This is a genomic window from Pseudoxanthomonas sp. PXM04 (assembly GCF_014851695.1).
In the GTDB taxonomy this organism is placed as follows: Bacteria; Pseudomonadota; Gammaproteobacteria; order Xanthomonadales; family Xanthomonadaceae; genus Pseudoxanthomonas_A; species Pseudoxanthomonas_A beigongshangi.
This window is the reverse complement of record NZ_JACVAG010000001.1, coordinates 572,919-594,375: the sequence shown is the minus strand read 5'-3', so window position 1 is coordinate 594,375 and position 21,457 is coordinate 572,919. Positions and strand designations below refer to the sequence as shown.

Sequence of the window (21,457 nt, the reverse complement as noted above, 5' to 3'; positions counted from 1 at the left end):
GACGGGGCGAATCACGATTCCCCAATCCCGAATCCCGGCCTCAAAGCAGCACGACATCGAACTGCTCCTGCAGGTATTGCTCGTCGGCCTGGAAGCGGATCGACTTGCCGAGGAATTCCTCCAGTTCCGCCACCGACTGCGATTCCTCGTCGGTGATGCGCGCCACCACCTTGGGCGATGCGATCACCAGCAGGCGCGCGGCCTCGAACTGGCGCACGGCACGGGTGATTTCGCGGAAGATCTCGTAGGTGACGGTTTCGGCGGTCTTGATGCTGCCGCGGCCGCCGCATTCCGGGCACGGCTCGGACAGTTGCCGCTCCAGGCTCTCGACCGTGCGCTTGCGGGTCATCTCCACCAGCCCCAGCGGCGAGAACTCGTACACCGTGGTCTTGGCGTGATCGCGCGAGAGCGCCTTCTCCAGTGTGCGCAGCACCTGGCGGCGATGCTCGGGATCGTCCATGTCGATGAAATCGATGATGATGATGCCGCCGAGATTGCGCAGGCGCAGTTGCCGCGCCACCGCCTGCGCCGCCTCCAGGTTGGTGCGGTAGACGGTTTCCTCCAGGTTGCGCTGGCCGAGGAAGGAACCGGTGTTCACGTCGATGGTGGTCATCGCCTCGGTCTGGTCGATGACCAGGTAGCCACCGGATTTCAGCGGCACTTCCTTGTCCAGCGCGCGGCCGATTTCGTCTTCCACCCCATACAGATCGAAGATGGGACGTTCGCCGCTGTAATGCTCGATGCGCTCGGCCAGGACCGGCATGTACTTGGCCGCGAACGCCTGCAGCCGCTCGCTGGTCTCGCGTGAATCCACCCGTACCTTCTCGACATCGCGCCGCATCAGGTCGCGCACCGCGCGCAGCGGCAGGGTCAGGTCCTCGTAGATGCAGGTACCCACCGCGGCATCGCGGCTGCGCTGTTCCACCAGCGCCCAGACCCGCGCCAGATAGGAAATGTCCTCGGCCAGCGCCTCGGCCGGCTGGCCCTCGGCATTGGTGCGGATGATGTAGCCATGACCGCCATGCGCCGCAGCAAGATCGCTCACCAGCGATTTCAGGCGCTGGCGTTCGGCCTCGTCCTCGATGCGTGCCGACACCCCGACCACCTTCGACTGGGGCAGCAGCACCAGGTAGCGCGAGGGAATGCTGATCTGGGTGGTCAGGCGCGCGCCCTTGCTGCCGATGGGATCCTTGACCACCTGCACCACCACGTCCTGGCCGTCGCGCAGCAGGTCCATGATCGGCACCGACGGCGGCGGCGGCAGCGGCGTCTCCACCGCCTCGCCGTTGGCGACCGGCGCCGGGCGCACGATGTCGTTGGCATGCAGGAACGCCGCGCGATCCAGGCCGACTTCGACGAACGCCGCCTGCATGCCCGGCATCACCCGCTGCACCTTGCCCTTGTACAGGTTGCCGACCACGCCCCGGCGCCAGCCGCGCTCGATGTGCAGTTCCTGCAGCATGCCGTTCTCGATGACGGCCACGCGGGTTTCGCGGGGGGTGACATTGACCAGGATTTCTTCGCTCATGTCACCGTCCGTTGGAAGGAAAAGAAGGGGAGCGACGGCGGGCGGCCAGCGCCGCGCCTGCCGTCATGCCAGCACTCCGAACGCGCGCAGCAGGCGGGCGGTCTCGTGCAGGGGCAGCCCCATCACGCCTGAGAAGCTGCCCGAGAGGCGGGTCACGTACTGTTCGGCGCGGCCCTGGATGCCGTAGGCCCCGGCCTTGCCCATCGCCTCGCCGCTGCCGACATAGGCGGCGATGTCCGCGTCCGAAAGCTCGCCGAAGCTCACCTTGGAAATGGATACCGCCTGCTCCTCGCGGCCGGCGTCGACCACCGAGACCGCCGAGATCACCTGGTGGGTCCGGCCCGACAGCCGGCGCAGCATGGCGGCCGCGTCGTCGGCATCGGCCGGCTTGCCGAAGACCTCGTCGTCCAGGATCACCTCGGTGTCCGCCCCCAGCACCACCGCGCCCGGCACGGTCATCACCTTCAGCAGTCCGGCCCCGGCCTTTTCGCGCGCCACCCGACGCACGTAATCTTCGGCGGACTCGCCCGGCTGGCGGTGTTCGGGGATATCCAGATCAATGCGCCCGAAGGTCAGCCCCAGGCGGGTCAGGAGTTCGGCGCGGCGGGGGGATTGGGAGGCCAGATGCAGCATCGGGAAAGAATAACCTGAGGCGACTGACTGAACGCCGGTTGAGTGTTCCCGTGGACGGCGAAACCCGATTCGACTCACAACGCGTTCATCGTGTACTGAACACGCTTCACTCCCACTGGCCCCCGGCCACCGACGCATACAAGGAGATCCCATGCGCCACCACCCGTTCCGCCCGCTGCTGCTCGCCCTGTCCCTGGCCCTAGGAACCGTCACGATGACCGCCCAAGCCCAGACCGCCCCCGCTTACACCGTGCCCGCCGACGGCACCCTGCTGAACGTGTCGGCGCAGGCCGAGGCGTCGCGCGTGCCCGACGTGGCGACCCTGTCCGCCGGCGTGGTCACCCAGGCCGCCGACGGCAACGCCGCCATGCGCCAGAACGCCGAGCAGATGGCCAAGGTGGTCGCCGCCATCAAGGCCGCGGGCATCCCCGAGAAGGACGTCCAGACCAGCGGCATCAGCCTCAACCCGCAGTACCGCTACGCCGAGAACGAACCGCCGAAGATCACCGGCTACCAGGCCAGCAACACGGTCAGCCTGAAGGTCCGCGACATCGCCAAGCTGGGCAAGGTGCTGGACGCGCTGGCCGCGGTGGGCGCCAACCAGATCAACGGCCCCAGCTTCGAAATCGACCAGCCCGAGCCGGTCTACGACGAAGCCCGCCTGGCCGCGCTGAAGAAGGCACAGGCCCGCGCCGAGACCTACGCCAAGGCGTTGGGCCTGCGGGTCCGCCGCATCGTCAGCATCTCCGAGGGCGGCGGCGGTTTCCGCCCGGTGCCGATGATGGCGATGGCGATGGACGCCAAGGCCGGCCGGATGGAGTCCACCCCGGTGTCCCCGGGCGAGACCACCTTGTCGGTGAACCTGGACGTGGTGTTCGAACTGGGCCGCTGAGCCCCGCCACCCCGCTCCACGCAACGGCGCCTCCGGGCGCCGTTGCCGTTTCCGGCGTCCGGAACGGCATTCATTCGACCTTGGTCGCCCCCCTCTTGCGGCCACCACACGGCGGAGTACAGTCTGGAACTGCGGCGCGGGGGCGTTGCAACCCCACTCCTCGCGGCCGAGCGTTGTTCCTGTCACAGCCCTTCAGGAGGTGGACCATGGTTCGCGCACTACCCTTCCGCACCCCGACCCGTCTGGACATCGGCCGCATCCTGGCCATCGCCGCGGCCATCGCCCTGCACGTGTTCGCCCTCCTCCTGCTGCTGATGCCGATGGCGGCGCCGCAGATCGCGCAGATTGTCGAACAGCGGATACCGGTACCGCTGCAGGCGGATCCCATTCCGCCGCCGCCGTTGCCGCCGCAACCGGTGGAGCCAACACCCCAGGACAAGCGCGTTCCCACTCCGGTAACCCCTCCGGCCGTGACAACGCCGGCCAACGTCCCCGATACCGCACCGATCATCGATCAGGGCACGATCGCTGCCACCAGCGATACGATTGATTCCGCGCCAACCAGCGATATCGGTTCGCCGGACACCTCGCCGATGGTCGGTTCGCAACTCCAGTATGTGACAGCGCCTGCTCCTCCCTATCCGCGGGTCGAAGCACGCGCCGGCATCGAAGGCACCGTCGTACTGAAAGTGCTGGTGGATGTCGATGGCGCACCGCTGGAAGTGGTGATCGAGACCAGTAGCGGCAACCGCAACCTTGATCGCGAAGCCCGTCAGCATGTGCTGAAACACTGGCGCTTCAAGCCCGCGGTTCGCGACGGCATCGCTGTGCAGGCCTACGGTTTGGTCCCGATCGATTTTGTACTGCGTTGATTCGTTCGGGTTGATCCGCTCGATCACAGGTATCAAGAGGCCCGCTTCGGCGGGCCTCCACTTTTCCGCAATCGCTTGGCAAGGATGCTGAACGCCATTCGGCGGATTGCCCGAGCGATTACTCGCGGCAGCGTGTCTCGAAGATTCGATGAATCCGACTCAAGCGCGATGGTAAGGATGATTCGCCAGCATCGCCGCGGCGCGGTAGATCTGCTCGGCCACCACCAGCCGCACCAGCATGTGCGGCAGGGTCAGCGGGCTCAGTGACCACTTCTCGTGCGCGGCGGCCAGCACGTCGGCGGCGTGGCCTTCCGGACCGCCGATCAGGAAGGCGAGATCCCGGCCTTGCCCACGCCAGTGTTCCAGGCGTTGCGCCAGTTGTTCTGAGGAATACGGCTTTCCGGTGACTTCCAGCGCGATGATGTGCGCGTTCTTCGGCACCGCCGCCAGCACCCGCTTGCCCTCGTCCTCGATGGCGCGCTGCGGGTCCCGGCCCTTGCCGCGCAGGCCGGGCTCGATTTCCACCAGTTCGAACGGCAGCCAGTGCGAAAGGCGCTTCTGGTATTCGGCGAAGCCCTGCGCCACCCAGGCCGGGGCGCGTTCGCCGGTGGCGATCAACCTGCTCTTCATGCCGCAATGATACCGGCGCCACGCTTTCGTCGGACCGCATGCAAGCGTCATGCCTTTGTCATCCAGCGGTTACACGCAGTGCCTAGCGTCACCGGCTCCCCGCCAGCTGGAGTCGCATGATGACCGTCTTCGATCCTGCCCGCCGCAACGTCCTCAAGGGCAGTGCCGCCGCCATGGCCATGGGCGCCATGGGCAGCCTGGGCGCGCTGTATTCGCGCCAGGCCCTCGCCGCCACCGAATCGGTGCGGCTGTCCCCCGTTCCCAGTCGCTACGGGCCCATCGCGCCCGTCGCCGACCGCACCACCGGCCTGCCGCTGCTGCAATTGCCGCGCGGCTTCAGCTATCGCTCGTTCGGCTGGACCGGCGATCGCATGGACGACGGCCAGCCCTGCCCGGATCGCCATGACGGCATGGCCGTGGTCGCCACCCGGATCGCACGCCCGGGCCGCGGGCACGGATACGGACGTGGCCATGGCCATGGCCACGGTGGGCTGGAATACGTGCTGATCCGCAACCACGAACGTGGCGCGGGCGCCCCCATCCAGGCGCCTGGCATGTACGACACCGGCCTCGTCGACGGCAGCCAGGTGGCCGGTGGCGGCACCACCACCCTCACCTACCGTGCCGGTACCGGCTGGAACGCGCTGGAGCCCAGCCTGGGCGGCACCCTGGTGAATTGCGCCGGCGGCCTGACCCCGTGGGGCACCTGGCTGAGCTGCGAGGAAATCAAGACCGATGCCACCTCCAGCGCCGGCCGCAAGCACGGCTACGTGTTCGAGGTGGATCCGGACAACGAGCGCACCACCGGCCGTCCGCTGGTCGGCCTGGGCCGTTTCAGCCATGAGGCGGTCGCGGTGGACCCGCGCACCGGCATCGTCTACCTGACCGAAGACGACCGCAACAAGGCCGGGCTGTACCGTTTCGTCCCCAACGATCGGCGAGGCCGCAACGGCTCGCTGGAAAATGGCGGCCGCCTGCAGGCCGCGCGCGTGCGCGGCAAGCGCAACGCCGACCTCACCGTGGCCAGCATCGGCGACCGCTACCAGTTGGAATGGGTCGACGTGCCGGAACCGGATCTGGACACCATCGCCGCTCCCGCCGGCTTCCCCGACATCTCCGCCGGCGAGACCCTCAGCGGTCCGTTCGCCCAGGCCTGGAGCGAGGGCGCGCTGCGCATGAGCCGCGGCGAGGGCATCTGGTACAGCTACGGCAAGATGTTCATCGTCGACACCAGCACCGGCGTCGATGCGCAGGGCCGCAAGGGACGTGGCAACGGCGCGGTATGGGTGCTGGATCTGTTCACCCAGCAGATCAAGGCGCTGTTCGTCAGTGGCCACCAGCTGGCCGCGCACAATCCGGACAACATCACCGTGAGCGCGCGCGGCGGCGTCGTACTGTGCGAGGACGGCGGCGAGAGTCCGGACGAGTACGGTCCCGGCGCGCGCCTGATCGGCCTGACCCGGGCCGGCGAATCGTTCTACCTGTGCAAGAACAACATACAGGTGACCTCGACCCAGATCGCCAACGCCGGCAAGACGATCGAGGAAGGCGACTACCGCGAAAGCGAGTTCTGCGGGGCCTGCTGGGATCCGCTATCACGCACGCTGTTCGTCAATATCCAGACCCCGGGTATCACCTTCGCGATTACCGGGCCGTGGGAGCGCGGGCCGCTCTAAGGCGCAACGCACGCCACGTAAACGACAACGGCGCCTTTCGGCGCCGTTGTTTCATCGCGGAACCGAAAGCCGCTTACAGGCGATCTTCCGCACCGGTTTCGACTTCGTCCTGCTCCGGCGGCTGGTCGCCCACCGTCCACAGCCGCTCCAGCGCGTAGAACTCGCGCACCCGCGGCAGCATGATGTGGACGATCACGTCGCCCAGGTCCACCAGCACCCACTCGGCCTCGCGCTCGCCTTCCACGCCCAGCGGCATGACGTCGAGCTTCTTGGCGAACTTGACCACTTCGTCGGCGATCGACTTGACGTGGCGGGTGGACGTGCCGGACGCAATCACCAGGAAATCGGCGACGCTGGATTTGCCGCGCACATCGATTTCAACGACATCCTTGGCTTTCAGTTCTTCCACCGCCGCGTGCACGTTGGCGAGCAGGACCGGCACGGCCGGCGGGGGGCTGGGAAGACGGGTCTTGATGACTTGCGCTTGGCTGGACAAAGGTCTGGTGACTCCGGGAACTCGGCCCGATTATACCGGACCGTCCGCCGCCGCCGACGTGAAGTAGAGCCGCTCGTCCGCGATATAGGCGGACACGGCGGGCGGGACCAGGTCTTCCCAGGGCCAGCCTTCGGCGATCCGCCGGCGCACGTCGCTGGCCGACTCCGGCTGCAGCGGCTGGTGCAGCCGATGTATCCGCCCCGCGGGAGACGCACGCAGGTCGCCGGCATCGGTCGTCCAGCGACCGGCAATCGTGGCGGCGAGTTCAACCGGCAACTCGCCGTCCAGCGGACTGCCCGGGCGCTCGGCCACCACGAAATGCGCCAGTTCGAACAAGTCCCGCCATTCGTGCCAGGTGGGCAGTCCGACCAGGCTGTCGGCTCCCACCAGCCATGCAATCGGCGTGCGCGCGCCGAGTTCGCCACGCAGTTCGCGCAGGGTGTCGACGGTGTACGAGCGGCGCTCGGGCTGGCGCAGCGCGCGGCGCAGTTCGCGGCGATCGACATGCAGGCCGACCTCCCCGTCGATGGCCAGTTCCAGCATCCGTGCGCGCTGCGCCGCGTTGGCGCCCGGCGGGGCGCGATGCGGCGGATCCGCCGCGGGCGTGAGCGCGACCAGGGTGTCGAGTTCGTCGCGGGCCGCCCGCGCAATGGCCAGATGCCCGTTATGGACGGGATCGAAGGTGCCGCCGTAGAAAAGGTGGAGCATGCGGTGTCAGGGCCGTCGCGGAGACCGTGGCAGTGTGCGGGGATTGCCGGCGCGGGAAAAGATCCGCCTCAGGCCACCAGCAGGCGCACCGCGCGCGCCTCGGCCACGGCCAGCAGCAGCCGTTCCATCGCCACCCAGGCGTCGCCCGGCGCGCGGCCCTTGGCGATGCGGTCGATGCGCGAGGCCTCGGCGACGAAACGCTCCCAGCGCTGCGGTGCGGCGTGCCGCTGCAAGGCCCGCTTGAACGGCGCCTGTTTGGATTCCCAGATGCCCTGCGATTTCATTTCCGCGGCCAGGTTGCCGCCGGACGCCTGCACCCTCGCCAGATGGGCGGTGCGCAGCAATTCCTTGACCACCATCGGCATCAGGCCGGCGACCACGTCGCCCTCGGCGCGCAGGCCGGCCAGCATCCGCGACACCTGCGGCCCCTGCCCGGCCAGCATGGCGTCGGTCAGGCGGAACACGTCGTAGCGCGCGGCGTCGGCCACCAGCGATTGCATGGTTTCCGCCGACAGGCTTCCGCCCTGCGCCAGCAGCGCCAGCTTGTCGATCTCCTGCGCCGCGGCCAGCAGGTTGCCTTCCACCCGCTCGGCCAGCGCCTGCACCGCGTCGCGGTCGGCCCGCAGCCCGCGCGCGCGCAGCCGGCTCTCGATCCAGCCAGGCAGTTCGTGCGGCTTGATGGCCCAGGCGACGGCGAGGACGCCGATCTGCGCGACGGCGTCGGCCCATTTGCCCTGATGGGCCTTCGACCATTCACCGGCGGTGATCAGCAGGACCACGTCGGGCGGCGGATTCGCGCAGAACCGGCTGATGACCTCGGCGCCCTCCTTGCCCGGCTTGCCGCCTGGCAGGCGTACCTCGACCAGGCGCCGCGCGCTGAACAGGCTCGGGGCGTGGAAGCTGGCGTCAAGTTCGTTCCAGTCGAAATCGCGCCCGTCGGCGTCGAATACCTCGCGCTCGCCGATGCCCTGCGCACGCGCCTGCGCGCGCACCGCGTCGGCGGCTTCCAGCACCCGCAGCATTTCCGGCCCGGCGATCAGGTACGCCGGGAGCAGCGGCTCATCGGCGCGTGCGGCGATCTGTTCGGGCTTAAGTTCCATCGGCCGGCTTGACCATCTGGCCGGCGCGCACCACACCGTCGACCCGGCGCAGGATCGAAGCGGACATCTCGCGCCGCAGTTCGTCGGCCAGGATCTCGCGCTCGGTCGTAGTACCGGTGGCGTTCTCCGGCGGCGACACGTAGTCGCGCGAAAGCTCCACCACCTGCTGCGGCACCAGATCGGTGCCGTCGGCCTTGCGGAACACGAACACGACGGCGTAGCGCAGGCTGTACTCCTGGGCGCGGCCCAGTGCGTCCACCGCGATCGGCAGATCACCCCAGCGCTCGGAGACGATGACCAGTTCCGCCTTCCTGGGGACCATGTCGCCGCTGGCGGCGGCGGCTTTCGCCGCCTCCAGGTCCGCGGTCGTGGGCGTATGCGCGTCGGCACCGGCCGCCTGCAACCCGCGCACCAGCTTGTAAGCCAGGTCGCTGTAGGTCGCGGCAGAGCGGACCAGGACCGGTCCCAGATCGGAAGGGAGCGCGATGCGGCTGCGCAGGTGGAATCCGCAGCCGGCCAGCAACAGGGCCAAGGCGGCGGCGGCAAGGAATCGGGTTCGGATCATGGGCGAAGTCTGGACGAGGCCGCGAAAGGCGGCAATAGCCTAGCCGGCCCGCAGGTGAATACGGGGGATTCGGGATTCGGGATTCGGGATGTCGATGCGGCAATGCGCGGCTTCTACCGTCATGCGCATCTTCATCCAGCGGCCTTCGACGGCCGAGTGGCGGGTCGAGCCGGAATCGGGTGGCGCGTGGCATTCACCCTTTCGGGGAAACGGATCCCGGCCTTCGCCGGGATGACGGCGAAGGGGAGATGACGCCGCGCACGTCTGGAACGGTCCCCCCGCGAACGGCGGCGATCGCGGGGCGGGGTTGGGCGACGCGGGTCGCCCACGCGTCCAAGCCGGCTCAGCCGGCGACGATATTGACGATCTTACCCGGCACGATGATCACCTTGCGGATGGTCGCGCCTTCCAGGAACTTGGCGGTGTTCGGTTCGGCCCGGGCCAGCCCCTCGATGTGCTCGCGGGCGGCATCGGCGGCGACCTCGATGGTGCCGCGCAGCTTGCCGTTGACCTGCACCGCCAGGGTCACCGAATCGCGCACCAGCGCGGCCGGGTCGACCTGCGGGAAGGCGACGTCTTCCAGCAGCGTTTCCGGATGGCCCAGCGCCTGCCACAGCGCGTGGCTGGCATGCGGCGTGATCGGGTTGAGCAGCAGCACCGCCGCTTCCAGCGCTTCCTGGCGCACCGCGCGGCCACTGTCGCTGGCGTCGTCGAATTTCGACACCGCGTTGGACAGTTCCATCACCGCGGCGATCGCGGTGTTGAAACTGTGGCGCTTGCCATAGTCGTTGCCGACCTTGTCGATGGTCTCGTGGGTCTTGCGGCGCAGCGCCTTCTGCCCGGCGCTCAGCGTGGCCGGATCCACCGCGGGCGCCGGACCGTCAGCCGCATGCTTCTGCACCTGCGTCCACAAGCGGCGCAGGAACCGCGCCATGCCTTCCACGCCGGCCTCGTTCCATTCCAGCGACTGCTCCGGCGGCGCGGCGAACATCGAGAACAGGCGTACGGTGTCGGCGCCGAACCGCTCCACCATCGCCTGCGGGTCCACGCCGTTGTTCTTCGACTTGGACATCTTCTCGACCGCGCCAATCTGCACCGGCGCGCCGTCCGCGCGCAGGGTCGCGCCGGTGATGCGGCCGCGCTCGTCGCGCTGCACGTCCACGTCGGCCGGATTGATCCAGTCCTTGGAGCCATCCGGATTGTCGCGATAGAAGGTCTCGGCGATGACCATGCCCTGGGTCAGCAGGTTGGTCGCCGGTTCGTCACTGTCCACCAGCCGCGCGTCGCGCAGCAGCTTGTGGTAGAAGCGGAAATACATCAGGTGCAGGATCGCGTGCTCGATGCCGCCGATGTACTGATCCACCGGCAGCCAGTAGTTGCCGCGCTTGTCGACCATGTCCCTGGCGCCCGGCGAGGTGTAGCGCGCGTAGTACCAGCTCGACTCCATGAAGGTGTCGAAGGTGTCGGTCTCGCGCTCGGCCGCGCCGCCGCATTCCGGGCAGGTGGTCTTGCGCCATTCCGGATCCGCCTTGATCGGCGATTTCACCCCGTCCAGGGTGACGTCTTCCGGCAGCACCACCGGCAGTTGCGAATCCGGCACCGGCACCGCGCCGCACTTGTCGCAGTAGATCACCGGAATCGGACAGCCCCAGTAGCGCTGGCGGCTGACGCCCCAGTCACGCAGGCGGTAGTTGACCCGGCGCTGGCCGCGGCCCTGGCGTTCGAAGCGCTCGGCCAGCGCCTCGAAGGCGCCCTGGTAGCCCAGGCCGTCGAACTCGCCCGAGTTCACCAGTTCCAGGTCCTCGCGGGTCTTGTCGCCATACCAATCGCGCCAGATCGTCGGGTCGTAGCTGGCCTCCTCGTCATTGCGCGGCGACTTCAGCGCGATGACCTGCTGGATCGGCAACTGGTACTTGGTGGCGAACTCGAAATCGCGCTGGTCGTGGCCGGGCACCGCCATCACCGCGCCGGTGCCGTAGCCCATCAGCACGAAGTTGGCCACCCACACCGGCAGCTTTTCGCCGGTGATCGGATGCACGGCGCGCAGGCCGGTGTCCATGCCGCGCTTTTCCTGGGTCTCCAGCTCGGCCTCGGAGACGCCGCCCTGCTTCAGTTCGGCCAGGAACGTGGCCAGCGCGGGATTGGACGCGGCGGCCTTCAGCGCCAGCGGATGCTCGCCGGCGATCGACACGAAGGTCACGCCCATCAGCGTGTCGGGACGGGTGGTGAATACGGTCAGCGGATCATTGCCTTCGACCGCGAACTGGATCTCCAGGCCCTCCGAACGGCCAATCCAGTTGCGTTGCATGGTCTTGACCGCGTCGGGCCAGCCCGGCAGTTCGTCCAGGCCATCCAGCAGTTCCTGGGCGTAGTCGGTGATGCGCAGGAACCACTGCGGAATCTCGCGCTTCTCGACCACGGCGCCCGAGCGCCAGCCGCGGCCGTCGATAACCTGCTCGTTGGCCAGCACGGTCTGGTCGACCGGATCCCAGTTCACGACCGAATTCTTGCGGTAGGCCAGGCCCTTGCGCAGCAGGCGGGTGAACATGCGCTGTTCGTGGACGTAATAGTCCGGACGGCAGGTGGCGAACTCGCGCGACCAGTCGATGGCGTAACCCAGCAGTTTCAGCTGGCTGCGCATGTGGTCGATGTTGGCGTAGGTCCACTTGGCCGGCGCGGTGCGGTTCTTGATCGCCGCGTTCTCGGCCGGCAGGCCGAACGCGTCCCAGCCCATGGGCTGCAGCACGTTGTGGCCGGTCATGCGCTTGTAGCGGCTGATCACGTCGCCGATGGTGTAGTTGCGCACATGGCCCATGTGCAGCGCGCCGGACGGATACGGCAGCATCGACAGGCAGTAGTACTTGGGCTTGTCGGACTGTTCGTCGACCTCGAAGGCCCGGCGCGTCTCCCAGAACGATTGGGCGGCGGATTCGACGGATTTCGGCTCGTAGGCGACGGGTTCGGCAGCGGACATGGCAGGCGTAGGCGGGAAAGGCGACGGCAAAGTCGGCAAGGGTACCGCAGTGCAGCAGAGGGCTCCACTCCGGAAGGTCACGGGCCGACTGCCGGATCCACGCCAGGACGCTCGGCTACCATGGCCCGGACCCGCCCCGGAGCCCCGCATGTCCCGTCCCGCCCTGCCGCTGGCCTTGGCTATCCTGCTTGTCCCGCTGTCCGCTCGCGCCGCGGAACCGCTGGCGCTCCAATGCGAACGGCTGTTCGAGTCACGCAGCGGCAAGCTGCTCCCGGCGCGTACCGTGGTGGTCCGCCAGGGCCGCGTCGCCGAGGTGCTGGAAGGCCGGGTCGAAGTGCCCGGCGCCCGCACGGTGGACCTGGCCGGTCACACCTGCCTGCCCGGCTGGACCGATCTGCACGTCCATCTGGGCAGCCAGTCCAATCCGCAGAGCTATTCGGAGGGATTCCGCCTGGATCCGGTGGATTTCGCCTATCGCTCGGTGGGTTTCGCCGAAAAGACCCTGCTGGCCGGCTTCACCAGCGTGCGCGACCTGGGCGGCGAAATCGCCCCGCACCTGCGCGATGCGATCAACCAGGGCCTGGTGAAGGGGCCGCGCATCTTCGCGGCCGGCAAATCCATCGCCACCACCGGCGGCCACGCCGATCCCAGCAACGGCTACAACGATCACCTGTCGCACCTGATCGGCCCGCCGGGCCCCACCGAAGGCGTGATCAACTCCGTCGACGACGCGCGCCAGGCGGTGCGGCAGCGCTACAAGGACGGCAGCGATGTCATCAAGATCACCGCCACCGGCGGCGTGCTCAGTTACGCCAAATCCGGCGACGCGCCGCAGTTCACCGTGGACGAGGTCAAGGCGATCGTCGAGACCGCGCGCGACTACGGTTACAAGGTCGCCGCGCACGCGCACGGCACCGAAGGCATGAAGCGCGCCGTGCTCGGCGGGGTGACCAGCATCGAGCACGGTACCTACATGAGCGACGAGGTGATGCGGCTGATGAAGCAGCACGGCACCTGGTACGTGCCGACCCTCTACGCCGGCCGCTTCGTCGCCGAGAAGGCCAAGGTGGACGGCTACTTCCCGGAAGTCGTGCGCCCCAAGGCCGCCCGCATCGGCGCGCAGATCCAGGACACCGCCGCCAAGGCGTATCGCAGCGGAGTGAAGATCGCCTTCGGCACCGACATGGGCGTGGGGCCGCACGGCGACAACGCGCGCGAGTTCGTTTACATGGTGGAAGCCGGCATTCCCGCCGCCGAGGCACTGCAGGCGGCGACGGTACGCGCGGCGGAAGTGCTGGGGGTGGACGATCAGGGCGTGATCGAGGCCGGCAAGCGCGCCGACATCGTGGCCGTGCCCGGGGATCCGGTCGCCGACATCCAGCGCGTGCTCGAAGTCGCGCTGGTGATGAAGGACGGCGTGCTGTTCAAGCAGCCCTGAGGGGTCAGGCGCCCCTGACGGCGGCGCGCCACGCGGCCCAGCCCGCCCAGGCGCCCCAGATCCACCAGATCCCGAAGCCCAGCCGCTGGGCGACGCCGGCCGGCAGCGTATCGACCGCGAACAGCACCGCGTACAGCATTCCCACCGCCGCCAGCACGCTGGCGCGGCCGACGCCCCACCAGCCCGCGCGGCCGCGCAGGCCCAGTGCCAGCAGCAGCGCGCCGGGCACGAAGGCGACCCACCACAGCATCCACGCGGTGGCGTGGTAACTGCTGCTGGCGTTGTGCAGATCCTCCGGATCCAGCGGCAGCAGACCCAGCGCGACCACGCCCAGCGTGGACAGGAACAGCAACTGCGCGCCGATCCGCACCGGCCAGCCGGCGTCGCGCGGCAGCCGCTGGCGCAGCGACAGCATCGCCGCCGAGGCCAGCAGTCCCGGCAGCATCAGGCCCAGCAGGTTGAAGGCATTGGCGTGCGGGATGCCCTTGGCGCCCAGCACCGCGATCGGGTGGGTCACGTGCGAATACCCCGGCAGGGCCCATCCGAAACCCACCGCGGCGGCGGCGAACACGACCGCGCCGGCGATGCCGGCCAGCGGCAGCCAGCGATTCATTGCATTTCCCAACGGAACACCTCTTCAACACCCATGCCAAACGTCCGCGCGATGCGGAACGCGAGTTCCAGCGACGGCGCATAGCGCCCCGCCTCCAGCGCAATGATAGTTTGCCGGGTGACCCCGCAGGCGTCGGCCAGCGCCTGCTGGGTCATGTCGCCGCGTTCGGTCCGCAGACGGCGGATGTCGTTGGCTATGGGCGTTCCGCTCACCGGCGATCGCGCCAGTAGTAGACGGCGGTGGCGGCGTACTCGCACAGCCACCCCAGCATCAGGACCAGTACCAGCAGGTTGGCGAGCAGGAAGTGGCTGGCCCATTGCAGCCGGTGCGCGGGTGAAAAGCCCAGCGTGACGGCCAGCGCGATCACGCAGAACACCAGCGCGCCGTATCCCCAATGAGCGGCCCGGCGCGCGATCTCGCGATCCCGTTCGTCTTCCTGGATCTGGCCCTTCCAGCGTGCCGCCAGCACCTGTCCCAGTACCGCCCAGGCGATGCCCAGCATCACCAGGTTGCGGGCGACCGCGCGGGCGTGTGCGCTGCCCATGCCTTCCGGTCCGGTGAACAGGTCCAGCCTGGCCAGGAAATAGGCCACCGCCGCCGCCATGAACCCGACACCGATCCAGGCGCGCCATTCGCCCGGCGAAACCGTCTGTCCGCGCTCGTCGCGGGGCGCGTGGCGCACGAAGTACAACGCGATCCATGTCGTGGCGACCAGCAGCGCCATGCCGATCTGGCCGGGGTCCAAGCCCAGCACCCGGCCCGGCCCGGCCAGCAGCAGCCAAAGCGCCAGTCCCGCCGCCGCCAGCAATCCGTAGCGGACCGCCCTGTTCCCCGGATATCCCTTCATTGATGACGCCCCGGCCGAATGTAAAGTTAACCTTACATCGGCCGACCGACATGTCAAGTCTTTTTTACATCAGGGCGACCCGGGGATGGCGGCCCTATTCTTCCCACCCCGTCGGTCCTCCCACCTGCGCGGTGTAGTTGGCCGTCACGTAGTCCCCGGCGAGGCTGGCGACCCGCGCCAGCATGGCGTTGTCGGCGCCGCCCACGGTCCAGGCGCCGGCCATGCCACGCGCATGCTGGTAGAACTCGGGCTGGGCCACCAGCTCGCCGGATGCCGCATCGGTCAGGCGCAGCCGCAGGAGGATGCGCGAGCTGCCGGCGAAGGCGCCGGCGAAGAATCGCTTGCCACCGCTGATGAAACGTACTTTCTCGATCACCGGCTCGATCACCAGCGTCTGCGCCGGCTCGGCCTTCACCGCTTCGGCGTTGCGCTGCGCCACCCATTGCCCCAGCCCCTGCCGGAGGTTTTCCTGCACCGCGTTGCGGGCCTTCTCGTTGGTCTCCTGGCCCGCATAGGGCGCATCCATCCGCACCGGCTTGAGTTCGAAGCGGGCGTAGTGGTCCAGTTGCACGGACGGTGCGGCATTGCGCTCGACCGAGGGCCGGATTTCCTCACCCGCCCAGGATGGACGGAACGCGAACAGCAGCAGGCCGGCGGCGGCCACGCGGGACAGCGGGTTCATGCGGTGAATCTCCAGGCGGAAGGGGGGGCGGCAGCGACGACCCGCTGCCCGTGCTTGAAAGCAACGGCAATCGCCGCCATCTCAGGCCGCATCCGTCCACGACCGCCCTCTTCCCCATGACCGACCTGCCCCACGTATTCGACGCCACCGCCGAAACCTTCGAAACCGACGTCCTGCGCAAATCGCTGGAAGTTCCGGTGCTGGTCGACTTCTGGGCGACCTGGTGCGGTCCCTGCAAGACCCTGGGCCCGATCCTGGAAAAGCTGGCCGGCGAGTACAACGGCGCATTCCTGCTGGCCAAGGTCGACGTCGACAAGGAGCAGCAGATCGCCGCGGCCTTCCAGATCCGCTCGGTGCCGATCGTGTTCCTGGTCAAGGACGGGCAACTGGTCGACGGTTTCCCCGGCGCCCTGCCCGAGGGCCAGTTGCGTGAATTCCTCAAGCAGCACGGCATCGAACCGGCGGCCGCCGACGAAGCGGAGGCCGCCACCGAGGTCGCGGTGGACCCGCATGCCGCGGTGGTCGCGCTGCGCCATGCGGTGGAAGCCGAGCCGGACAAGGACGAATTGAAGCTGGACCTGGCGCTGGCGCTGCTGAAGACCGGCGCCGCCCACGAGGCCGAGCAGTTGCTGGACGCCCTGCCCGCCAATCTCGCCACCGACGATCGCGCCGTGCGCGCCCGCGCCCGACTGGGATTCGTATCGGCGCTCAAGGATGCGCCGCCGGTGGAGGTGCTGGAAGCCGCGGTCGCCGCCAGTCCGGACGATCTGCGCGCGCGCCATCTGCTGGGCGTGCACCGCCTGATCGCTGGCGACGACGAAGCCGCGCTGACGCAGTTCATCGAAATGCTCGCCCGCGATCGCGGCTACCAGGAAGGCCTGCCCAAGAAGACGCTGATCGATGCCTTCCGCGTCATCGAGGACGAGGAGCTGGTCGGCCGCTACCGCCGCCGGATGTCGTCGCTGCTGTTCTGAACCACGTAGAGCGGAGCTTGCTCCGCTGCCGGTCATCCTCCCGCCGAGCAAGCTCGGCGCTACACGTGGAGCGGAGCTTGCTCCGCTGGCCGGACACCGCCTCGCCGGGTTTGCTCGGCGCCACAGCCCGCGTCGCGACTGCGCGCACGCGCCTGCGTGGGCGTCACGCCATGACGGCCTTTGAAGGCGCGACTGAAGGAGCTCTGGCTGTCGAAGCCGGTGTATTCGGCGATATCGCAGAAGGCCAGCCCGGTCTGCTCCACCAGCCATAACGCACGCTGCAAGCGCATCCGGATTGCGCATTCGCTGGGAGTCTCGCTGAAGACGCTGTGGTAGACCCGCGCCAGGTGTCCGCGGGAATAGCTGACCTGGCGGGACAGCCGATCCAGGCTCATCCGCCCGTCGTGATGACCGCTGACGATCGCGTGACGGATGCGCAGCAGGCGCTGCATCGACCAGCGCTTGCGGCGATGGCTGCGTCCCGGGCAACGATCAATCAGCGCGCGCAGTCCCTGCTGCTGCGCGTGCATGCTTTCCGCGACACCGAACACGCTGCGGACGATCGCCGCTTTCCCGCGATGTCCCATGCCCTGTCCTCGCGCGACATCCCGCGTGTGTTCCGGTGCGGTCAACATCGCCCTGAGCGCCACGAGCCGCGTCACCAGATCCGGAGGGCACGCCATTTCATCCGCCAGCAAATCCGCCATCACCCGCGATTCGCAGCCTCCCCGGATCCAGGCTTCCATCGGACCGCACAGGCACAGCCAGCGGCCGTCCGACCGACCTCCCATCATCCGCAAGGGGCGATCCCAGAGCAGGCATCGGCCCGCGTCGATGTCCCAGCGCAACCGCTCGCCGGCGGCGCTGACCGTACCCGCAAGCGGCACCAGCACCGACCACCAGCCCGCCGGCAGTTCGACGAAGGCGCCGGGCCGGGCCGCGTGGATCAGATACAGCGCGCTATTGCCGACGCCAGCGCGCGGCAGGAGGATGTCGGCGCCTTCCGCGTCCATCAGTACGACGTCGCATGCGTGGCCGGAAAACTCCCGTTCCCCGTCGTCTTCCCGCAGGGGCAACCCTCCCGTTTCCCAGTCCTGCTTGCCGGCTGACACCGTGTCGTCGCGCATGACGCATCCCCTTCAAGACGGGACCATGCTGTCCCCCGCCCCGTCCCCCCTCAACCCGGTCGTGACGAATCGTCGTTCGCAGGTGATGAACGTCATCCCGACATGGGCGGAAACGACGATGGCCGCCGGGAAGGCGGCCATCGAAACGGCATGGAATGCAAACCGGACGCGGGTCAGAAGTCGTACTGCACCATGAAGCGCACCGAGCGCGGCGGCTGGTAGGCGGTGGGCAGCAGGTAGGCGTCCGACGGCAGGCCGGTGTCCGGATCCTCCGCCTGCTCGACCACCGACACGACCCGCTGCTTGTTGAGCACGTTGAACACGTCCACCTTGAACGACAGTCCCTTGGCCCAGGCGGGCGCGTAACGCAGGTTCAGATCCAGCGAATAGGTCCAAGGCAGGCGGCCTTTGGTGCCGCGCGGCACCGCCTCGACCGGACCGTTCAGTTCACCGGTGTCGGGGTTGACCGACTGTCCCGCGGACGTCGTGCCGCAACGCATGAACGACGATCCGTAGACGTGGAAGTCGCCGTGGTAGGGATAGAGCACGCCCAGGCAGTTGATCGGCCGCCCCGACTGCACCAGCAGGTTGCCGCCCACCGACCATTCGTCGCTGATCTCGTAGTTGCCGAACAGCTTCAGGCTGTGCCGCCGATCATTGGGCAGGTAACCAAAGGTATCGGCGGTCAGTTCGATGTAGTCGAAGTCCTGGGTGACACTGGTGTTGACCTGGCCGATATCCGACTTGACGCCGCCTTCGGTGTTGCCCTTGCTCTTGGCGTAGGTGTACGAACCCTGCAGGAACACCTTGTCCCAGTTGCCGTCGAGGAAGATCTCGACCGCCTGGTACGAGCGCTTGGCCTTCGGCGCAAGACGATCGCCCTTGACCTTCACTTCGGTCAGATTGCCGTCGCCGTACAGGTCGGTCAGGAACACCGCGTCCTTGCCCGGGTTGAACATGCGGCAGTACGGGAAGCCGGCGCTCGGCAGCGCCGGGCTGCGACCCTGTCCGTCCAGCCAGCCGTCATCCTCGTCCAGATGGAAGCCCGCCGCCTCCAGGATCGCCGTGTAGTCGCAGTTGTCGTCGATCGCGGCCTTCAACTTGCGGTAGATGCCGCGCACGCCCAGCGACAGGTGATCGCTGAGTGCGGCCTGGAAGCCCAGGATGAATTCGTCCTGGTACATCGGGTCAAGATCCTTGGCGGCCACCGTCAACGGATTCTTGGGCTCGCCGAACTCGCCATTGATGTATTGCAGTTGGCCCGGGGGACCTTCGCGGGGCACCAGCCCGGTCGGCGCGCCGGTGTCCGGATTCACGCCGGTGAAGGTGAACTGCTGACGGGTGAAGATCGAAGCCGACGCGCCGCGGGTCGCCACGTCCGAAGTCAGCGGCAGCGCATAGCGGCCCGCGTTGCCGAACAGCTTGAAGCTCGAATCGCCGTTCACATCCCAGGCGAAGCCCAGACGCGGGCCGAACTGGTTGCTCACCTTCACGAAGGTGTTGCCGAAACCATCGCGGTTGTCGAAGGTGTCCCAGCGACCACCCAGGTAGGCGATGAAATTCTCGGTGACGTTCCAGCTGTCCTGGACATAGAGGGCGCGCTGCTTGACCTCGTTCACCGATCCCTGGTTGACGATCTGCTCGCGCACGATGTCGGTGCCGTCGGCCAGGGTCGAATAGCGCCACACGCGTCCGCCCTCGGTGGAAGTGCCCGACACCGACTCGAAGTTGTCGATGTCCACGCCGAACTGCAGGCGGTGGTTGCCCAGCAGCCATTCCGCATCGAGGCGGAACTGATCGCGGGTGTCGCCGGAATCCGAACGCGGGATCGCGCCGCCGGTGAGGTTGCACTTGCTGGCGTACACACCGGTGGCCTGCTGGCGCGAGGACGGTCGCGCATCGACGATGATCGGGCAGCCGGTGGCCGGCGTGTGCAGATCGCCGTTGTAACGCACGTCCACGCCCGAGGCCGTGCGCAGATACTGGCCACGCGAGAACTCGCCATGCCCGTACAGTGCGGACAAGGTGAAGTTGTCGGTCAGGTAGCCGGTGTACTTCAGCACGTAGTTCTCGCCACCCTGCTCGCCGTACGAGGTACCAATCAGGGCCTGCCTATCCAGCACGCCGATGGTGTTGCCGTAGACCGCCGTCTCGGTATCGGCCTTGTCGGAGAAACCGGTGAACTCCAGCAGATGGTTGTCGCTGATCTGCCAGTCCATCTTCAGCAGCCAGGTCGGCGTCTTGACCGAGTTGTCGACATTGGTGCTGGACAGCACGTTGCCCCACAGCTCCTGTTCCTGCCGCTTGTAGCCGATCAGGCCGTAGGCGAACAGGCGGTCCTGGATCAGCGCGCCGCTGGCCCAGACCGAACCTTCGACGTCCCAGGTGCTGTCGCGGCTGCTGTCCTGGCGCAACTGGCCTTTCGTGCACGCGGTGTAAGGCGCCGGGCCGCAGGCCAGCGGGTTGGCAAGATAAGTGTTGCGGGTCTTCTCGCGCAGCGAATCGGGCGTGTAGTAGATGCTCGCGCCCGCATGGAAGTCGTTGCTGCCGCGCTTGGTCACCTGGTTGATCACGCCGCCCAGCGAACGCCCGAACTCCGCGCCGTAACCACCGGTCTTGACCTGCTGCTCGGCGATTGCCTCGAACGGCACCTGCGAGAAGTTGAGGCTGCGGAATGAATTGGTGATGTTGAATCCGTTGACGAAGTACTGGTTCTCGGCCACCGACGATCCACCGAACGATGCCAGGTTGCCGAACGCCACGTCACCGCGCACGGTACCCGGCGCCAGCAAGGCGACGCTGGTCGCGTCGCGCGCCACCGGCACCTTGGCGATCTGCTCGGCGGTCAGGATGGTGGTGGACTCGACCGAGGACACGTCGATCGGATTGATCGACGAGCCACCGACCACCGTGATGGTGTCCAGGGTCGAGGCATCGCGCGCGGCGAAGTCGACGGTGGAGGCGGTGCCGACGCTGACGTTCACCGTGCGGTTGCCGCCGCTGCTGGAGGTGATGGTGTATTGCCCGGTGGGCAGCGCGGAGAACCGGTAGCTGCCATCGCTGCCGGCAGTGATCGCGCGGCTGAAGCCGGTGGCGGGATTGGTGATGGTGATCGTTTCGCCGGCGGCGGCGCGACCCACGATCGCGCCGGACGAATTGGACTGCGCGTGCACGCCGCCGGCGAAGCACAGGCCAAGCGCGGCACACAGGGCGGTACGGCGCAGTCCTTTGGAGAGATGTTTCGGGTTCCGTTGGTTGGTCATTGGCGCTCTCGGCAGTGAATCGGTGGATGAGATGGACGTTGTCGGACCGCGCTGCGGACAGGCATGCGACGGCCCGGCGTCCTGCCGAGAAAACTAACGGGAACTTCACATTGACGTTGTGCAAGAAAAACGAATTGGCACGGCAGATTCCGTCAGGAACTTCGTGCGGGAATCCCTGCGGGGGAACGGAGACGGATCCGGTGGCGGAAAGAAGGGCATGCGCTGCGAATTCCCTTTCGCGGATAACCCAACACGCAAATCATGCACAGCCGGATCGTTATTCCGGGGGCAAAGTATCTCCACCCCGACCACTCTCTCTCTCGGTCACCCATGTACCTGACGGACGCAACGCCACAAGCGTCCGCAAGAGGGGCTGCCCGGCCACGCCGGGCTCTTTTTTTGGAAAATTTCTGGATGGCGGCGATGCCTTCCCATCGCG

19 protein-coding genes are annotated in these 21,457 nt (G+C 67.7%); 5 read left to right on the top strand and 14 right to left on the bottom strand.

What is annotated here, in order from left to right; translation table 11 throughout:
* Positions 1-40: 40 nt before the first annotated feature.
* Positions 41-1,528 (bottom strand): ribonuclease G, encoded by a 1,488-nt coding sequence (gene rng, locus IB228_RS02865; RefSeq protein ID WP_183643226.1) that lies wholly within the window; start codon positions 1,526-1,528, stop codon positions 41-43.
* A 63-nt stretch (positions 1,529-1,591) separates the two neighbouring features.
* Positions 1,592-2,161: a Maf family nucleotide pyrophosphatase gene (locus IB228_RS02860; RefSeq protein ID WP_192197523.1), complete on the bottom strand. Its 570-nt coding sequence runs from the start codon at positions 2,159-2,161 to the stop codon at positions 1,592-1,594.
* A gap of 151 nt (positions 2,162-2,312) precedes the next feature.
* Between IB228_RS02860 and IB228_RS02855 the strand changes: the two genes are divergently transcribed.
* Both IB228_RS02855 and IB228_RS02850 read left to right on the top strand, forming a co-directional pair.
* Positions 2,313-3,053: an SIMPL domain-containing protein gene (locus tag IB228_RS02855; protein ID WP_183643231.1), complete on the top strand. Its 741-nt coding sequence runs from the start codon at positions 2,313-2,315 to the stop codon at positions 3,051-3,053.
* Between the two features lie 173 nt (positions 3,054-3,226).
* Complete coding sequence (locus IB228_RS02850) at positions 3,227-3,925, top strand: energy transducer TonB (protein ID WP_225562205.1); 699 nt, start codon at positions 3,227-3,229, stop codon at positions 3,923-3,925.
* 159 nt (positions 3,926-4,084) lie between these two features.
* Here IB228_RS02850 and rlmH read toward each other — a convergent pair whose 3' ends face one another.
* A complete protein-coding gene (gene rlmH / locus IB228_RS02845; RefSeq protein ID WP_183643237.1) occupies positions 4,085-4,555 on the bottom strand; it encodes a 23S rRNA (pseudouridine(1915)-N(3))-methyltransferase RlmH in 471 nt (156 codons plus the stop codon).
* A gap of 119 nt (positions 4,556-4,674) precedes the next feature.
* Between rlmH and IB228_RS02840 the strand changes: the two genes are divergently transcribed.
* The gene (locus tag IB228_RS02840; protein ID WP_183643240.1) at positions 4,675-6,231 is read left to right on the top strand and encodes an alkaline phosphatase PhoX; all 1,557 of its coding nucleotides are present in this window, start codon (positions 4,675-4,677) and stop codon (positions 6,229-6,231) included.
* 73 nt (positions 6,232-6,304) lie between these two features.
* Here IB228_RS02840 and rsfS read toward each other — a convergent pair whose 3' ends face one another.
* From rsfS to leuS, 5 genes are all read right to left on the bottom strand, one after another.
* On the bottom strand, positions 6,305-6,727 hold the full coding sequence (gene rsfS / locus IB228_RS02835) for a ribosome silencing factor (RefSeq protein WP_183643244.1): 423 nt from the start codon (positions 6,725-6,727) through the stop codon (positions 6,305-6,307).
* Positions 6,728-6,757: 30 nt separating this feature from the next.
* Positions 6,758-7,435, bottom strand: a complete 678-nt coding sequence (gene nadD / locus IB228_RS02830) for a nicotinate-nucleotide adenylyltransferase (protein WP_183643247.1) — start codon at positions 7,433-7,435, stop codon at positions 6,758-6,760.
* Between the two features lie 68 nt (positions 7,436-7,503).
* The gene (gene holA / locus IB228_RS02825; protein WP_183643250.1) at positions 7,504-8,535 is read right to left on the bottom strand and encodes a DNA polymerase III subunit delta; all 1,032 of its coding nucleotides are present in this window, start codon (positions 8,533-8,535) and stop codon (positions 7,504-7,506) included.
* On the bottom strand, positions 8,525-9,100 hold the full coding sequence (lptE, locus tag IB228_RS02820) for an LPS assembly lipoprotein LptE (protein WP_183643253.1): 576 nt from the start codon (positions 9,098-9,100) through the stop codon (positions 8,525-8,527). The genes holA and lptE overlap by 11 nt, the downstream gene beginning before the upstream one ends.
* A gap of 343 nt (positions 9,101-9,443) precedes the next feature.
* Positions 9,444-12,074, bottom strand: a complete 2,631-nt coding sequence (leuS, locus tag IB228_RS02815) for a leucine--tRNA ligase (RefSeq protein WP_192197522.1) — start codon at positions 12,072-12,074, stop codon at positions 9,444-9,446.
* A gap of 148 nt (positions 12,075-12,222) precedes the next feature.
* Between leuS and IB228_RS02810 the strand changes: the two genes are divergently transcribed.
* Positions 12,223-13,512, top strand: a complete 1,290-nt coding sequence (locus IB228_RS02810) for an amidohydrolase family protein (protein WP_192197521.1) — start codon at positions 12,223-12,225, stop codon at positions 13,510-13,512.
* Between the two features lie 4 nt (positions 13,513-13,516).
* On the opposite strand, the gene IB228_RS02805 is transcribed toward IB228_RS02810, so the two are convergent.
* From IB228_RS02805 to IB228_RS02790, 4 genes are all read right to left on the bottom strand, one after another.
* The gene (locus IB228_RS02805; protein ID WP_192197520.1) at positions 13,517-14,125 is read right to left on the bottom strand and encodes a DUF998 domain-containing protein; all 609 of its coding nucleotides are present in this window, start codon (positions 14,123-14,125) and stop codon (positions 13,517-13,519) included.
* Positions 14,122-14,322, bottom strand: coding sequence for a helix-turn-helix transcriptional regulator (locus IB228_RS19725; RefSeq protein WP_218533674.1), 201 nt, complete (start codon positions 14,320-14,322; stop codon positions 14,122-14,124). Before IB228_RS19725 ends, IB228_RS02805 begins: the two co-directional genes overlap by 4 nt.
* Positions 14,323-14,333: 11 nt before the next feature.
* Positions 14,334-14,972 carry a hypothetical protein gene (locus IB228_RS02795; RefSeq protein WP_192197519.1) on the bottom strand — a complete coding sequence of 213 codons (639 nt, stop codon included), beginning with the start codon at positions 14,970-14,972 and terminating at the stop codon, positions 14,334-14,336.
* Between the two features lie 94 nt (positions 14,973-15,066).
* Positions 15,067-15,654, bottom strand: a complete 588-nt coding sequence (locus IB228_RS02790; RefSeq protein WP_192197518.1) for a hypothetical protein — start codon at positions 15,652-15,654, stop codon at positions 15,067-15,069.
* Between the two features lie 116 nt (positions 15,655-15,770).
* On the opposite strand from IB228_RS02790, the gene trxA reads away from it, so the two are divergent.
* Entirely contained in the window at positions 15,771-16,628 is an 858-nt protein-coding gene (gene trxA, locus IB228_RS02785) for a thioredoxin (RefSeq protein WP_192197517.1), read from the top strand.
* Between the two features lie 59 nt (positions 16,629-16,687).
* Here the strand turns inward: trxA and IB228_RS02780 are convergent, their stop codons facing one another.
* Positions 16,688-17,755: an AraC family transcriptional regulator gene (locus IB228_RS02780; protein WP_192197516.1), complete on the bottom strand. Its 1,068-nt coding sequence runs from the start codon at positions 17,753-17,755 to the stop codon at positions 16,688-16,690.
* Positions 17,756-17,928: 173 nt separating this feature from the next.
* Positions 17,929-21,018 (bottom strand): TonB-dependent receptor, encoded by a 3,090-nt coding sequence (locus IB228_RS02775; RefSeq protein ID WP_183643280.1) that lies wholly within the window; start codon positions 21,016-21,018, stop codon positions 17,929-17,931.
* Positions 21,019-21,457: the final 439 nt, after the last annotated feature.